Source organism: Syntrophorhabdales bacterium, from assembly GCA_035541455.1.
Taxonomy (GTDB): domain Bacteria; phylum Desulfobacterota; class Syntrophorhabdia; order Syntrophorhabdales; family WCHB1-27; genus JADGQN01.
The window spans coordinates 1-15597 of sequence record DATKNH010000017.1; the positions used below are offsets into that span (position 1 = coordinate 1).

General features: G+C 53.4%; 19 protein-coding genes. 10 read left to right on the forward strand and 9 right to left on the reverse strand.

All coding sequences use genetic code 11. The features are described from left to right. Both VMT71_01850 and pal read right to left on the reverse strand, forming a co-directional pair. On the reverse strand, positions 1–526 hold a 526-nt coding region (locus tag VMT71_01850; protein ID HVN22687.1), incomplete at its 3' end, for a 4Fe-4S cluster-binding domain-containing protein. A 1-nt stretch (position 527) separates the two neighbouring features. Further along, entirely contained in the window at positions 528–1067 is a 540-nt protein-coding gene (gene pal, locus VMT71_01855) for a peptidoglycan-associated lipoprotein Pal (GenBank protein HVN22688.1), read from the reverse strand. A gap of 90 nt (positions 1068–1157) precedes the next feature. Between pal and VMT71_01860 the strand changes: the two genes are divergently transcribed. Next, positions 1158–1319: a hypothetical protein gene (locus tag VMT71_01860; GenBank protein ID HVN22689.1), complete on the forward strand. Its 162-nt coding sequence runs from the start codon at positions 1158–1160 to the stop codon at positions 1317–1319. Between the two features lie 123 nt (positions 1320–1442). Here VMT71_01860 and VMT71_01865 read toward each other — a convergent pair whose 3' ends face one another. After that, the gene (locus VMT71_01865; GenBank protein ID HVN22690.1) at positions 1443–2366 is read right to left on the reverse strand and encodes a 1-phosphofructokinase family hexose kinase; all 924 of its coding nucleotides are present in this window, start codon (positions 2364–2366) and stop codon (positions 1443–1445) included. 174 nt (positions 2367–2540) lie between these two features. Here VMT71_01865 and VMT71_01870 point away from each other — a divergent pair, with 174 nt between their 5' ends. Then, positions 2541–3125: a LemA family protein gene (locus VMT71_01870; protein ID HVN22691.1), complete on the forward strand. Its 585-nt coding sequence runs from the start codon at positions 2541–2543 to the stop codon at positions 3123–3125. Positions 3126–3146: 21 nt separating this feature from the next. Further along, on the forward strand, positions 3147–4040 hold the full coding sequence (locus VMT71_01875) for a TPM domain-containing protein (protein HVN22692.1): 894 nt from the start codon (positions 3147–3149) through the stop codon (positions 4038–4040). Positions 4041–4400: 360 nt separating this feature from the next. Here VMT71_01875 and VMT71_01880 read toward each other — a convergent pair whose 3' ends face one another. From VMT71_01880 to trxB, 6 genes are all read right to left on the reverse strand, one after another. Then, a complete protein-coding gene (locus VMT71_01880) occupies positions 4401–5471 on the reverse strand; it encodes a radical SAM protein (protein ID HVN22693.1) in 1071 nt (356 codons plus the stop codon). 225 nt (positions 5472–5696) lie between these two features. Next, a complete protein-coding gene (gene rdgB, locus VMT71_01885; GenBank protein HVN22694.1) occupies positions 5697–6302 on the reverse strand; it encodes an RdgB/HAM1 family non-canonical purine NTP pyrophosphatase in 606 nt (201 codons plus the stop codon). Positions 6303–6378: 76 nt separating this feature from the next. Continuing rightward, the gene (rph, locus tag VMT71_01890) at positions 6379–7107 is read right to left on the reverse strand and encodes a ribonuclease PH (protein ID HVN22695.1); all 729 of its coding nucleotides are present in this window, start codon (positions 7105–7107) and stop codon (positions 6379–6381) included. Next, entirely contained in the window at positions 7079–7723 is a 645-nt protein-coding gene (locus tag VMT71_01895; protein HVN22696.1) for a hypothetical protein, read from the reverse strand. Before VMT71_01895 ends, rph begins: the two co-directional genes overlap by 29 nt. Then, the gene (locus VMT71_01900) at positions 7723–7941 is read right to left on the reverse strand and encodes a hypothetical protein (protein ID HVN22697.1); all 219 of its coding nucleotides are present in this window, start codon (positions 7939–7941) and stop codon (positions 7723–7725) included. Before VMT71_01900 ends, VMT71_01895 begins: the two co-directional genes overlap by 1 nt. A gap of 3 nt (positions 7942–7944) precedes the next feature. Beyond that, positions 7945–8871, reverse strand: coding sequence for a thioredoxin-disulfide reductase (trxB, locus tag VMT71_01905; protein ID HVN22698.1), 927 nt, complete (start codon positions 8869–8871; stop codon positions 7945–7947). Positions 8872–9119: 248 nt separating this feature from the next. Between trxB and VMT71_01910 the strand changes: the two genes are divergently transcribed. From VMT71_01910 to VMT71_01940, 7 genes are all read left to right on the forward strand, one after another. Next, entirely contained in the window at positions 9120–9425 is a 306-nt protein-coding gene (locus VMT71_01910; GenBank protein ID HVN22699.1) for a hypothetical protein, read from the forward strand. Between the two features lie 2 nt (positions 9426–9427). Next, positions 9428–11131, forward strand: coding sequence for an FAD-binding protein (locus tag VMT71_01915; protein ID HVN22700.1), 1704 nt, complete (start codon positions 9428–9430; stop codon positions 11129–11131). Between the two features lie 140 nt (positions 11132–11271). Next, positions 11272–12018, forward strand: a complete 747-nt coding sequence (gene sdhB, locus VMT71_01920) for a succinate dehydrogenase iron-sulfur subunit (protein ID HVN22701.1) — start codon at positions 11272–11274, stop codon at positions 12016–12018. A gap of 177 nt (positions 12019–12195) precedes the next feature. Then, entirely contained in the window at positions 12196–12669 is a 474-nt protein-coding gene (locus VMT71_01925) for a ubiquinol-cytochrome c reductase iron-sulfur subunit (protein ID HVN22702.1), read from the forward strand. Between the two features lie 316 nt (positions 12670–12985). Beyond that, complete coding sequence (locus tag VMT71_01930) at positions 12986–14035, forward strand: cytochrome bc complex cytochrome b subunit (protein HVN22703.1); 1050 nt, start codon at positions 12986–12988, stop codon at positions 14033–14035. 8 nt (positions 14036–14043) lie between these two features. After that, positions 14044–14289: a hypothetical protein gene (locus VMT71_01935; protein HVN22704.1), complete on the forward strand. Its 246-nt coding sequence runs from the start codon at positions 14044–14046 to the stop codon at positions 14287–14289. 55 nt (positions 14290–14344) lie between these two features. Continuing rightward, positions 14345–15157: a hypothetical protein gene (locus tag VMT71_01940; GenBank protein ID HVN22705.1), complete on the forward strand. Its 813-nt coding sequence runs from the start codon at positions 14345–14347 to the stop codon at positions 15155–15157. Positions 15158–15597 lie beyond the last annotated feature (440 nt).

The following is a 15597-nucleotide window of genomic DNA, read 5'->3' on the forward strand; positions in this document are numbered from 1 at the left end:
TTTTGATCGAACGGAGCCTCTCCAGTATCTGGGTAAACCGGGCTGGCGCAAGCATCAGGGGGTCGCCGCCCGAAAGAATAACTTCCGATATCTCCTTATCCTTTTCGAGATAGCGAAACGTCTCTTCCGACGATTCTTCCCATACGTGCCCCTTACCCACGGCTCTTTTCCTGTTGCAGAACCTGCAGTACATGGCGCACTCAGAACTCACGAGGAACACACCCCTTCGCGGATAGCGCTTCAAAAATGACGGGGTGAGCCCAATCGTGGACTCACCCAGAGGATCGGATACACCACCCACCTTTAATTCCCGGGCTGAAGGCACCGCCTGAAGACGTATGGGGCAGAGGGGATTTTCCTTGTCCATCAGGGAAGCGTAAAAAAAGGGGATCCTGAAGGGATAGACCCCCGCTACAGTGCTGATACCGATCTGTTCTGATTCGCGCAGGGGTAGTATTCTTGAGAGTTCTTGGACGGTAGAGATAAAAGAGGGGGTAACAGAATTACCCCCTTTTCTCTCGCCCAAACTACTGGACTGGTACGAAAGCGTCTCTTCTATTCTGGGCCCAGCATCCCTCGTTGTGCTCAGTGCAGACGGGCCTTTCCTTGCCGTAGCTGATGGTATCGAGCCTCTTGCCATCTACGCCGAGACCGGTGAGGTAATTCTTTGCGGCATCTGCCCTTTTCTGGCCGAGGGCCAGGTTATACTCAACGGTACCTCTTTCGTCACAATTGCCTTCTATTCTTACTTTAGTATTGGGATTAGCCTTCAGCCAATCAACATTCTTTTTAAGTATTTCCGCGTCGCCGGGCCTGATATTGTACTTGTCGAAGTCGAAGTAAATATTGGCCATTGGCGCTGGCGCAGCCGGCGCAGCCGGCGGGGGTGGCGGCGGTGGCGGCACCACGATTACTTCTTTCTTCTCCTCACCTACAACTTGCTGCTGCTCCGGTGGCTTAGGTGGGGGAGCCTCACCCTTCTGGGCCTGAATGAAGCATCCGCAACCTGCAAGAGAAAACGTCACAAAGACCGTCACCAACAGGAGCCCAAGAAATGTTTTCTTCATAAGAGTCCACCTCCTCATAATGTGGGGTATATCCGCTATCGCGGATATACCCCCCTGAATTGCTGCGATGTTACTTCTTTTCTGGAGCTGGTGCCGGAGCTGGAGCTTTCTCTGGCTCTGCCGGTTTCTCCGGTGCTGGAGCAGCTTTTTCCGGAGCAGGCGCAGGAGGAGGTGCTGGTTTTGCTTCCTCTTTTGCCGGCGGAGGCGCTGAAGGACCGCAACCGACCAGTGCAAATCCTGCAAAAAAGGTAATAGCTATACATAACACCAATAGCTTTTTCATTTCTTTCACCTCCTTTCTTTTGTAAGTTTTACTTCGGTGTTCCAAAACCTGTTATTCCATATACTATAAAACAATCATAGATGACAAGTAAATTAAAAATTTTTAACCAAAACCTCTTTCCTGATCTTTTCGGTATCCTCCAGCGAACAGAAACCACCGGCACCGTTGAGGGTTGAGGCAGTCCCGCATGCCACCCCCAATGTGACAGCCTCAATAAAGCTGGAACCCCGGCTAAGGGAATAGACAATACCCCCGACCAATGCATCCCCTGCCCCCATTGAACTCTTCACGCTCACCTTCGGAGGCACAACATGGTACCTTTCAGCTCTGGACACGGCCACCGCACCGCGCGCTCCCATCGACACAACGATGTGAGGAACCAGCTCGAGAACGCTGTCTATATTGTCCAATATGTCGTCCACCTCCCTGACATTTTTCTCCACGAGCCTGCCGAACTCGTGAATATTGGGTTTAATGAGAAAGGGCCTGGACTCAACACCGCGTTTCAGGGCCTCACCATCTGCATCCAGTATGGTTCGCACGTTCTTGCCTGCGAGAGCCGTTATAATTTGAGCATAAAAATTCTCGCTCACACCTGGTACAAGACTGCCACTCATCACTACAAAGCTGTCTTCCGGTATGTCGCGTACCTTATCGTGGAATAGACTCAATTCTATAGGAGACACCTGCGGGTCTGCTGTACTGAAAATGGTTCTAAGATTTTTTCTCGTTTGACGTATGGCAATGTTCGTCTTCGTCTCTCGGCTAAGCCTGACAAGCTCGCAGACGAGTCCTTCAGCCAATAACCTGCCTTCCACTTCAAACCCATTGTAACCCCCCGCCAGCCCTAACAGACAGCTCTGTCCACCAAGCCTCCTTATGACACGCGAAATATCGATTGCCTTTCCGCTTACGAGCCGTGTTTCTTCGATGATCGTATTCACGTCATCGTATAAGAGCTCGTCTATGTCGACAATCCTGTCCAGTGCGGGATTCAATACGATTGTATAGATCATGAATGCTCCGGAAGGCCTTGCAACACTATACCACAAGTGCAACCCACAGAAACGAGATAAGAGCAGCGAGCCGCCGGGAGCAAGCAGAAAATGTGAGCCATGACACACAGTGATGCTGATGCTATAATGATAAGATCGAATGCACCGATTATCTACCATTAAACAGGAGGGACTATGAAGCGTGCTGCTATTGCCTTATCTCTCATTGTGGGACTTGCCGCCCTTTCGGGGTGCGGCTACAATACCATGCAGGCGCAGGAAGAAGCGGTCTTTGCCGCCTGGGCGGATGTAGAGGCGGCCTATCAGAGGCGAGCAGACCTGATCCCCAATCTCGTAGAAGTCGTGAAGGGCTATGCAAAATACGAAGGCGACACGTTAACTGCAGTGACCGAAGCCCGCTCAAAGGTCGGCTCAATGAAAGTCTCCAAGGAGATGCTCAGCGACCCGCAGGCGTTCGATAGATTTCAGCAAGCTCAGGGACAGTTAGGCGGGGCTTTGTCCCGGCTTCTCGTTGTGGTTGAAAAGTACCCTGATCTCAAAGCAAACCAGTCGTTCCTTGACTTGCAAAACCAGCTGGAAGGTACTGAGAATCGCATAAACGTGGCGAGGGTACGCTACAACAAGGCGGTACAGGAATTCAATACAAGCATCAGGACATTCCCTAACTCGCTCACCAACTCCGTGCTGCTTCACCTTACGCGAAAGGAGCCCTTCAAAGCTGATGAGGGTGCGCGCGTGGCTCCGAAGGTGAAGTTCTAGGAACTCAAATTCGGACCCGACATGCGCCGACTGGTGCTCCTCATACTTCTGCTTCTGATACCTTGCAGCGCGGATGCGCTTGACGTACCGCCGCTCAGGGCCCATATCAATGATTATGCGCGGATGTTTTCCCCACAAACCGTCCAGGCGATGGAGAGGGCGCTGGCCGACTTCGAGGCCAGAGAGTCGACACAGATAGCGGTCCTTACCATACCCACACTTGCGGGTGAAAACCTGGAAGAGTTCTCAATAAAAGTCGCCGAGGCATGGAAGGTCGGCTGGAAGGGGCTCGACAGCGGCGTGATTCTCCTCATTGCCGAAAAGGAGCGTAAAATCCGGATCGAGGTCGGGAGGGGGTTGGAGGGGAGACTGACGGACCTCCTTTCCGGGAGGATCATAAGGAACGAGATTACACCGCATTTCAAGACGGGTGACTATGACGGAGGTTTGCGCGCCGGTCTTATCGCCATTATGTCAGCGGTGAAGGGCGAGTACGGCCCATTAACGCAGGACATCCACCACTCCAGGAGAAGTACGCCGCCCATCTTCGGCCTTCTGATTTTTCTTTTTGTTATCTTGATCTTTCTTGGATCGATGTCGCGGGTGCTCGGCGGAATAGCAGGGGCAGTGGGATTGCCGATAGTAGCCCACATCGCTTTTTCCGGGCTCTCCCTCATAATGCTTGCCGGGCTGGGGGCAGTAGGCCTTTTCGCCGGTTTAATTATGAGTCTGCTGTTTGCCGGAGGTTACAGCTCGGGCAGAGGAACTCGGGGCGGAGGCCCCTTTACCGGCGGCTTCTGGGGTGGAGGATTTGGCGAAGGCGCGGGGGGAGGCGGCTTCGGAGGAGGAGATAGCGGTGGCTTCTCGGGGGGCGGGGGGTCATTCGGCGGGGGAGGCTCCTCCGGCGACTGGTAATGCTAATTCGACTTCAAGCGCATATCTTCGTTGCCCTTCAGCCTGCTCTTGCTCGACGTACCATAGTACGCTTCCGCAGCCCAGGCTTCGGCGCGCCTCGGTCTACATCTCGAAGGCGAATTAGCACAACGCCGTTCGATCAGCAGACACCACGAATGTAACTTGGCATGACGTCGATCAATCCGCTACATCATGATTGTGAACCCAGAGCCGGCAAGACGTAGCCTGCATCGTGCCATGCCGGTTTAGATTCAAGAAGAGACGAGGCGCTCAAGCCGTGGCGAACGCAGGCGTACTGAAGTACGTCGAAGTGAGACAGGGCGCAGGCACCGAAGCCATGTTCGTGAATCTAAACCGGCATCAGCCGACGCGCATATGCTTGCGCACCCACTGCGGTACAGCCGACAGCTGATAGTAGTGGCCCATCGTGTGGTAACAGGTGGATGAACAGAAGGGACGGCACTTCTCTTTAAGCTTCTGAAGCTCCCCGTGATCGAAGTGCGGGTCCCAGATTCGTCCCCAGTCATGTTCGTAAGTAATCATATCAAAGCAAGGTGAAAGCGTGCCGTCAGGCCTGATTAAGCCGCCGTTCCTTCCGGCGCGGCAGTCCCATATCCGAAGGTGTCCCCGCATCCTATCCTTGAAGGCCTTCAGATGCTCAATCGAGTTAACCATCGGCCAACCCTCAAGCTGTTTTTGTGCCAGCCAGTCAAGGAGTTCATCCACCTCGTCATATTTGTCCGGTGTAACCCAGAGTTCGTTTTTCATGTGACTGTAATGCTCCAGGTCGACGAATCCGTGGGGCGGTTCATTCAGATGGTAGTCTGTGCCTATTTGATTCTGATGCGCAATTTCAGTGAGCATCCGTACGTCTTTGATATTCGTCCTGCAGATATTGATATTAAAGAATACCAAGTAGCCGTGTTCTTTCTGACGCTCGATCAGATACCTGAACTGCGGTTCGATGGCCAGCAAAGCTTTCGGCAAGCCTTTGCGGGGGGCCACACAATCCACCGCAAGATTGACCGCTGCCACGCCCGCCCGTCCCATCTCATCAATGAATTCTTCGTCCAGGAGATACCCGTTCGTCGGCAGATACATGAAGAAGCCGTTGTCCGACCCGTAACGGATGACCTCGAGGATAAATTCTTTGCGCAAAAGGGGCTCTCCCCCCATAAGCGGTATGACCCTGCACCCGATGGACTTGAGCCAGTCAATCGCACTCTTCGCGGTCTCAAGATCCATCCCTGCCTTGTGGTTGTCGAACTGAAAGCAATAATGGCAGTCGATGTTGCACTTCCATTCTGTGTACAGGTAGCAGAGTACGGGACGAAAATCGCCGTTGTGGATACGAGAGTTGAGGTACGGAATAACCCAGCGCCTAACCGCCCTCCCCCCATTCCGGACCTTATACGACAGTGTTAAAGCCATGCGCCACCTCACTTCTGGAAAGAAAGGTACGTTGGCCCCCCATTAAACAAACGGCTCTGGTGCGACGGCCCACTCTAAACCATTCGGTCTCCTCGTCGCGTCGGTCTGGATGGTGCACTTCAGCGTGATCTGCAGCATGGAGACACATAACGAGCCATCTGTGCTCTTTGTTAAAAAATTATAATCATGGATGGGATTCTTTCAAGGTTTGATCGGATGTATCATCTACCTGCCGGGGTGAAAGCCGTAACTCCTGCTCAAGAAACTGCTGAAGCTAGCCAGTGCTTTGCCTCTGTGGCTAACCCGGTTCTTTTCTTCGAGGCTCAGTTCGGCCAGGTACTTGCCTGATTCAGGGAGAAGGAAAATCGGATCAAATCCGAACCCGCCAGTTCCTTTTCTCTCATAGCCTATGCGTCCCCTCAGAGACCCATAAAACAAAAAACCTCTCCCTTCGGCGGGCATGTAAAAGGCGAGAACGGCTTTGAAGATAGCGCTCCTGTCTTGATCCTCAACCCCGCTTAACTCGCTCAAGAGCCTGTCGATTCTCTTATTATCTGTTACCGCGTAACGGGAAGAGTAGATTCCTGGCCTTCCGCCAAGCGCGTCAACCTCAAGCCCGGAATCGTCAGCAAGAGTGTCAATACCGAAGCGGTTTCCTATTTTCCGTGCTTTCTTCCAGGCATTTTCCGCATACGACGGCTGGTCCTCGACGACGTCACCCCTATCTTTGAGATCAGACAGCGAGTAAAAAGATACAAACTGCCCCTTAAGAGCCTCTGTTATCTCCCTGAACTTGCCCTGATTGCTTGTTGCGATAATGAGGTCGTGCATAATCAACACGGTGGACAGTTTACAGTAAAAATCATCCTAACCGGCAACCGTTAACTGTCAAGTGGCAACGGTCTTTTCATACCGGGAAGTGCGGCCCGAGGGCTATCTTTTGCAGTCTTGTGATCTCCACGATGCCTCTGTGGGCATAATCGTACATCACGTCAAAGAGTTCCTTTGAAAAGGGCGTCTTTTCAGCTGTCCCCTGCACCTCAACGAGCATGCCCTTGCCCGTCATAACAAAATTCATATCCACCTCTGCGCTCGAGTCTTCGTGGAATGCGAGATCGAGAAGGATTTCACCACCCACAAGGCCCACACTCACTGCAGCCACTGAATCCCGAAGAGGTATCTTGTCGATGATGCCTCTCTTCTTCATGTGCCAAAGCGCTTCAACAAGGGCAACGAAGCTCCCGGTGATGCTCGCGGTGCGTGTACCCCCGTCAGCCTGGATCACATCGCAGTCGATCCACAGCGTGCGCTCCCCGATCGTGTCGAGGTTGACAACCGCCCTTAGGGCCCTTCCTATGAGACGTTGTATTTCCTGCGTACGTCCCCCAACCTTTCCCTGGATTGATTCCCTGACGGTCCTTGACTGCGTGGCTCTCGGCAGCATTGCATACTCTGCGGTCAGCCAGCCCTTACCACTGTTCTTCAAAAATGCGGGTACCTTCTCTTCGATGCTCACCCCGCATATTACCTTGGTCTCCCCCATTTCCACCAGCACTGATCCGTCAGCGAATTTGAGGAAGTTCTTCGTTATCTTGAGTTCCCTGATCTTATCGTTCGCCCTGCCGTTGCCTCTCATGCGATATATCCCTTCGTAAGTAGTTCTGAATGCCCGAGTGTAATAATCCGAGCATCTCTCTCATCGCGTCCTGTTTGCATTCTATTCGCAGGAAGATACCCGGCATGTTCGCGCCTAATAGAGGAAAAAGGGGCACGTGCTTCACCTTCACCTGAAAAGAGGTTGCTACAGAGTCAGCAAGCATGCCTGAGTCTGCGGAATATTTCCCCTGCAAATCATCGATGGCGAAAAATCTGCGACCGGCCGAAGCATCAGGAGCAAATGGGGGAGTATCCTTCTGGAGTACGCCTCCACTCCCCTGTTCTTTCCGGTCCGTCATAGCCACCAGTACACTCTTGTTTGGGCCGGGCGCAAGCTCCATCGCGAGGAGGAACTTTGCCGGGCTCCTGTTGATTCTTGACATCTTCTCAAGATGCCGCTCCAGGTCGGACTCGCCCTGCTGATAGAGAACCTCATAGCCCTTTTCTTTTAAGAAATCCCTGGTCATCGACCAAAACTGTGGGTCCGTCCCTGTCACCTGGTATGCTGCAAAACTGTCGGCGCCCGAACAGAACTCGGCTCCCGCTGCAAACAGGACCACAGCGACAAGCAGGGCCAGGGTAGCTTTACAACCCATTACTTCTTGCTCACCTCACTCGCTTTCCTGTACAGGAAACCAATGAGCCATAGAGCGAAGAAGATGAGAAAAATGAAAAAGAAGACCCAAGCGAGTATGCCCACAAGATGAAAAAACAGCCAGAGAAAAAGTAGTGCAACCGAGGCGGCCAGACTCAGCAGCATGCCCAGCAGCACAATTGTGGAGCCGGCAAGAAGGTCTCTCAGGACGTGCGCCATTGCCTACCTGGACTCCAGGATGTATCGCTCCAAGCTCACCGCAGCCACCGCGCCGTCCCCCACTGCTGTCGAGATCTGTCTCAGGGACTTCCGGCGCGCGTCCCCTGCCACGTAGAGGCCCTCACTTTTGGTCCGCAAGTTTTCATCCGTCTCTATAAAGCCTGCGTCGTCCTTCTTCACGAGATCACCGAGAAAGCCTGTGTTGGGTCGTGACCCGACGTACACGAATATTCCGTCCACGGCTATCTCCGAAATCTCCCCTGTCTTTGTATCGCGCAGCCTGACCGCTTGAACCTGTTCTTTTCCTTTGATCTCGACAGGCACCTTATTCCAGAGAATCTCCATTTTGGGATTGTTGAAAGCACGCTCCCGGATAATCTTCTGCGCCCTCAGCGTATCTCTTCTGTGGACGACATACACTTTGCGCGCGAGATTTGCGAGCGTCAACCCCTCCTGTATTGCGGCATCTCCCCCGCCGATGACCGCGACATCCAGATCCCTGAAAAACATGCCATCACAGGTGGCGCAGTTCGATACCCCCCTGCCCATAAACTCTGCCTCTCCGGGAATATTTATTGCCACCGATTGGGTCCCCGCGGCCACGATGATGCCGAGAGACTCAATGCTCTCTTCGCCGGCACGCGTAATAAATTTCTTTCCCTGACGTGTTATTTCAGAGACCTGGCAGAAATCCTTGATGACCAGGCCAAATCGCTTCGCCTGAGCACTCATACGCTCCATCAATTCACGGCTGCCTATCCCTTCCGGAAAGCCGGGGTAGTTCTCCACATGCTCGTATTTCATAGGGGTCCCGCCAATTACGCCCTGCTCAACCAGAACCGCATCAATACCGGCTCTCATCAGGTAGATACCTGCAGTCAATCCTGCAGGACCCCCGCCAATAATTACAGCTTCATGAAACTCGCTCATCGAAGACTCCTCCCTGAGGACAGCTACAGACCCGCAGTTTTCACCTGGAGCATCAACCGCTGGCTCCGGGCTGTTGGTTGCTGTAATTCTAAGCAATCCCTTACTAATATGCAAACACTTTCAAGCTCGTCGTACTATACAGGAAGTCACAATACATCGACACCAACAACGAAAGAATCGCAGGGCAAAAGATGAGGACAAAAGAAATTACTTGACAGGAAACATGGCGGGATGATACCAACTGATTGATGTTCATCTGGCTTGCTCACAGGATCAGCGGCGTTTCTCTCATCATCCTCTTCAGCATCAAGATTTTTTCCGCCTTTTTTCTGTACACAAAAGACAAGAAACCCGACTGGGCTCTGGGTCTTCACCGGCAGCCGGTTCTCGATATCCTCATCTTCATCCTTTTCACCTTCCACAGCATGTACGGACTCAGAACCATAGCCATAGATCTCGGGTATCGAAAAGAGAAACAGCTTTTCTGGCTCTCCAATGTTGTTGCAACGATCATCTCATTGATCCTGATTTTCTTGTACGCCAGAGTAGCCTGACAATGCTCGACTATGATGTTCTGATTGTTGGCGGAGGTCTCACGGGTTTGCGCGCGGCGGTGGGTCTCTGCGAGCAGTACCGCGTAGCGCTCGTCTCCAAGGTTCATCCCCTCCGGTCCCACTCCATTGCAGCGCAGGGCGGCATCAACGCCTCGCTCGCCAACAATCCTAATAGTAAGGATGACAATCCGGAAAAACATACGTTCGATACGGTCAAGGGTAGCGATTATCTCGCCGACCAGGATGCAGCCGAACTGATGTGCCGGGAGGCCCCGGGCGTAGTCTTCGAGATGGAGCATTGGGGCTGCCCGTTCAGCCGTTTTGCGGACGGCACTATAGCGCAGAGACCGTTCGGCGGCGCAGGCTACCCGCGTACGTGTTACTCCGCGGACCTTACCGGCCACGTGCTGCTCAACACTCTGTACGAGCATGCGGTGGCGTGCGGTGTCAAAATATTCTACGAATATCCGGTGCTGGCGCTCGCCGTTGACGAAGGCGTCTGCCACGGCGTCATAGTGCTCGACCAGATGAACGGGAAACTGATCCCGATACGCGCCAAGGTTACGCTTTTTGCAACCGGAGGCTACGGCCGCGTCTATTTTCACTCTACGAACGCCCTGATCAACACAGGCTCGGGCATCGGCATTGCTTACGCGGCGGGCATTCCCATGAAGGATATGGAATTCGTGCAGTTCCATCCGACATCGCTTCTGGGAACGAATATCCTGATCACGGAGGGCGCCCGGGGCGAAGGGGGCTATCTTTTCAACAATAAGGGCGAGCGCTTCATGGAACACTACGCGCCGAAAGCCATGGAACTGGCGCCGAGAGATATTGTCGCTCGATCGATCAAGACGGAAATGGAAGAGGGCAGAGGCTTCGAACATGAGTTCGGCACCTACATCCAACTCGACCTTCGGCATCTCGGCGAGCAGAAGATCGCGGAGCGCCTGCCGGGCATACGCAGGTTCTGCATCGATTTCATCAATGTGGACCCGGTCTATGAGCCTATACCGATCATGCCCTGCCAGCACTATTCCATGGGCGGCATAGATGTGAACATGCGATGCGAGTCAGCGGTCAAAGGTTTTTATGCCGCTGGAGAATGCTCCTGCGTGAGTGTGCACGGAGCCAACAGGCTCGGCGGGAACTCTCTGCTCGAGACGATCGTCTTCGGCAAGATGGCATCACTGAGCATACCCGAATATCTGGAGGCCCGTGAGGTAAGACCCGACGTAAAGGCACTCGAGCGGGCGCAGGGTCAGCTTGAGCAGAAAATAAGAGGACTCACTTCTGACGGCACTGAAAAGGCGTTCAACGTGCTCGATGATTTACGCAAGGCCATGGACGACGACGTGGGTATCTTCAGGACAAGAGAGGAGTTGGAGAGAGCGCTCTCAAAAATCAGCATGGTCAAGGAGCGGTACAGGCACGTGCGGATATCAAGTCCAGCCCTGCACATGAATTACGAGCTGATCGCAGCAATGGAACTGGAGCAGATGATCGATGTATCCCATGCGATTGCTCTGGGCGCTTTGTTGCGGGAAGAAAGCAGGGGCTCTCATTTCAGGCGTGATTTTAAGGAAAGAAACGACGCCATCTGGCTCAAACACACGCTGGCGACAAAGGGGCCAGACAACGAACCAGTTGTGTCGTTTAAAGATGTGACCATAACGCGCTATCAACCTATGGCGAGGACGTATTGATAGATTCCCACGGGCAAGCCCAAGGAATCCATCTAGCGACCACGGCGACCGGGTACCCGCAGCCGCAAAGCGGCTGGAGGGTGGAGGGGAGGCTCCAGCGGCTCTGCTGCGGGAGGGGGCGACGTGAGCCCCAGGGATAGATGAGCGGCGAAATATACACTTTTAAAATTTTTCGTTACGACGCGCAATTGCCGGAGGAAGAGCCCTACTTCGACTACTACAGGATCAGGGTGGCAACGGGGCTTACGGTTCTCACCGTTCTGCTTCGCATCAGGGACGAGCTTGACGGCACGCTTGCCTTTCGCTCATCCTGCAGGTCTGCGACATGCGGTTCGTGCGCGATGGTGATCAACGGTAAACCGAACCTGGCGTGCAGAACGCAGGTCGGCTCGTTCGAGGACAAGACGATTATTCTTGAGCCGCTGCCGAACATGGAAGTGATCAAAGATCTGGTTGTGGATATGACCCCTTTCTGGAGCATGTACGAGAAAGTGGAACCGTACTTTGTCCGCAAGAGCCCGAATCCGGAGAAAGAGATTTTTCAAAGTGAGCAGGACAGAAAGAAGATGGATCAGTTCGTCAACTGCATCCTCTGCGCATGCTGTTATGGGGCATGTCCGGTGCCATCGCGCGATCCGGGATATGCCGGTCCTGCGGCTCTCGCGAAACTGGAGCGCTTCGTGCTCGATTCCAGGGATGAAAGGCCAGCTGCTTCCCTGGAAAAAATGAATGACGAGAAGGGCGTGTGGGGCTGCGACACGCTCTTTCGCTGTATAGATGCCTGTCCCAAGGATGTGCGACCCACCGACGGCATCGTGGGATTGAGAAAGAGCCTGGTCAAGGACAAGTTTAAACGCATGCTCGGCAAAAAAGTAAGCGGTAAGTAGTGAGAAGTAAGCAGTCAGGAGAACAGATGAAGGCTCGTGAAATGATGGCTCACGATTCACCGCACGTATCCCGCAGATTTGGTACGACTTCTCACTCCTTAGCCGCTTCCTGCTTTTACTGCTCACTGCTCACTGCTCACTGCTCACTGCTTAATAGAAGCTTTGTGCTGGTTGACTATGAAACTTAAGTATTCGCTCGTCACAAGACGGACGTTTCTCAACACGCTTTGTGGTGGCTGGATTGCAACTTTCCTTCTTGGAAGCCTCTGGGCGGTATGGAGGGGCGCTTTCCCAACGCTCGGCAAAGAGCCCGACTTTGTCGTGCTTCCCAAGCCGGAAGATTTTCTTGGCATTCCATCGAACAGCACGAAGCCGTTCGCGTGGGGAGGAAAACTAGGCTACATCTTCAAGAGAGCAGACAATACAGTAGTTGCGCTCAAAGGCGTCTGCTCTCACATGGAATGCAATATTGTTTACAAGCCTGCTGACAGAAAGTTTTACTGCCCGTGTCACAAGGGCTGGTTTGACGAATACGGCAAGAACATAGAGGGGCCACCGCCCAAGCCGCTTGAATTCCTTGAATACCGTGTGGAGGACAACAAGCTGATAGTCTTCAAAAAGGGAGTGAAGGTTGAGCTGCCGAAAGCGTAGGGACGGGGGCACGGGTCATGGGGCACAGGTCAAGCAAGGTATGCACGGGTTCTCTTATCGTTGCGGCTGCCGGAAGAACTTTTCCCGAGTCGCGACTTCAAGGACGGATTGGGGTACCCACTAGCCGAGCAAGAACGCTCCGCAGGACAATCTGCACGAACGGGTACCCTTTGGGTAGGCGTGCAGATTGAGTGATTGCGAGACTTTAGTGGGTCAACCGCCCGGAGCGGAGCAGCGAGGGAAACAGTGTTCCGGCAGCCGCCTTTTGCGCATGAGCATTTGGTATAAAACGAACGTCAAGATGCAGTGAGAGAGCATGAAGAAGTGGTTTGAAGAGCGGTACGACTTTGGCGACCTGAGAGGGTTCGCGAAAAAGAAGTTCGTACCTGCGCACAAGCATGACATCTGGTACTACACGGGTGGCGCTGCTCTCTTTCTTTTTATTATTCAGTTTGTAACGGGCATGGTGCTCGCCTTTTATTACGTGCCCTATTTCGAGCAGGCGCACAAGAGCATCATCGAGATCGTGACCAAGCTCAACATGGGATGGTTCTTCAGGTCTTTGCATCACTGGGGCGCCCAGCTCGCAATCGGCTTTCTCTTCGTCCACCTCTTCGGAACACTTCTCCTGAAGTCATATCGAAAACCGAGAGAGCTGCTCTGGTTCTCCGGTTTTGTCTTGCTCGGTTTCGCAATCTTCTTCGGGCTCAGCGGCTATTTCCTGCTCTGGGACGAGAGGGCATTCGCAGCAGTGCGGGTTGCGACCGGCGGTATCTCAGCCCTCCCCCTCATCGGGGAAACAATCAAAGCTTTTCTTCGGGGCGGTATCGATGTGACGGGCGAGACACTCGTCCGCTTCTATGCCTTTCACGTGTGCGTGCTGCCCATGGCTTTTCTGGGACTCGTCGTTACGCATCTCTTCCTCGTTCAGTACCATGGCATGAGCGTACCTCTCTCTCAAGAAAGCAAAACGTCACGGCAGGTACCCTTTTTTCCGAATGTCGTCTACAAAGACTTGATGTTCTGGATCGTGCTGCTCGGGATAGTAGTCACGCTCGCAACGCTTCTTCCCCCCGAGATAGGGACAAAAGCCGATCCCCTCGCGCCACCGCCGGAGAACGTGAAGCCGGAGTGGTATTTTCTCTTCCTGTTCCAAACGCTCAAGCTTTTTCCCGGTGATATGTACGGCCTGAATGGCGAAGTGGTTGCCGTGCTCCTGGTGACGCTCGCCATACTCTTCTTCTTCCTGATACCGTTTTTTGACAGAAAGTCTGAGCAAGGCCGGAAAAGCCCAGTTTTTACAGTCATCGGCGCCGCATACCTTCTTTACTTCATCATCATGACCGTGGTGGGTTACTTCAGTTAGGAGGCTGTGTGAAGATCATTCTCTGCGCCATACTCTTCATCCTCATGCAGGCAGCCGACCTCTGGGCGGAGACAAAGATTGAGGTATTTCCTCCAACCGGCTATGACCAGGCGACTGTTTATCTGAACCTTGGTCTGTTCTGGGCAGGCATCATCGGCCTGCTGATCATTCTGCGACTCAAACTTAAAGAGCTTGAGCGCGTTCAGAAGATGGAGCGCGAAGAAGCAGAGAAAACCGCACCTCTGCTGGAATAAACCCCCAGATGATGTGTTGCAGTTGACCAAGGATTGGCCTGCCGGGGCCGTGAGAATGAACAAAAGCGAACAACTGTTCCAAAAGAACTTCAGGCGCAAATTTTCTCTGCGTCTTCATATGTCACTGATCCTTCTTGCTACTGCCTGTTCCGGGATTCTCGGATCAAAACTCTTTCACCTTCTTCACATCGAGAATCTGGTTCTCAGATATCCGCTGGCCGTGTTGCTCTCCTACGGCGTATTTTTCATCTGCGTCAGGCTGTGGCTTCGTTATGTTTCACCGGTTTCCTTTGGCGGAGGCGGAACATCTGATGCGTACAACTGGCCCAACATAGCGTCGTACTCAGGGGGAACCTCGGGCGGAGGCAGCGTTCCGCCCCTGCGCGGCGGCGGGGGTCAATTCTTGGGAGCGGGAGCATCCGCATCTTTTGATGATTCGAGTGCAGTTCCCGGCGGCGTGGTTGAGTCGCCTGTTACCGTCGAAGTCTCTTCCGGCAACGGTGCGTTAGGCGGAGCCGGCCGTGCTGTGGCCGGTGCGGCAGATGCATTGGGGGATGGGGACAGTACAGCCGCTATTGTTGCGATTGTCGCGCTCGCGATTCTTGTGGCCGCCATTCTTGGCTCTGCCATTTACGTTATTGCGCAAGCTCCTTTCATTCTCTCCGATACCGCATTTAATACCCTTTTGGCTGCATCCCTGGCAAAGCGCGCCCATAACACGGCCGCAGAAGACTGGGTCGGGAGCATTTTGAAGCATACCTGGATGCCTTTTGCAGTGACCCTTCTCATAGCATTTGCTGCTGCACTGATTCTGCATTCATATTTCCCTCGTGCCACCAGCCTCGTGGAGGTTTTTCGCAGCCTTTGAGGTTGCATCTCTTCGCCACCCATATAAGGCAGCAGAAGATCCGGACACTGCAGGGCAATTCAAAGAATATTTCTTGACGGATTTTTTTCTTCCTGCTATCGTCCGGGTATGGATTGCCGTTCTCGTGCCAATATAAACAGTGCACTTCCTTGTGTGACTGGAAAAAGGGTGGAGACAAGGCAAAACAGCCCGGCCAGTCAGCATCGAAAAATTCCCCTCGCATGCGGTGAGACTCACTTGTCAGATACCTTCGCAGCTTGTTACGCCTACGCTATGCTGGCAAACCACGTGCCTGTCTATTTTTTCCGTAAAACGCTATCCGGGAATCGGCGCGCCAAGCAACGCTCCTGAGCGACCAGCCATCTGACCACTGCTAGTGAATCGTTCCCCTCTACGCTCCAGCGGCTCCGCTGCGGGAGGGGGTGACGTGAGCCCCAATA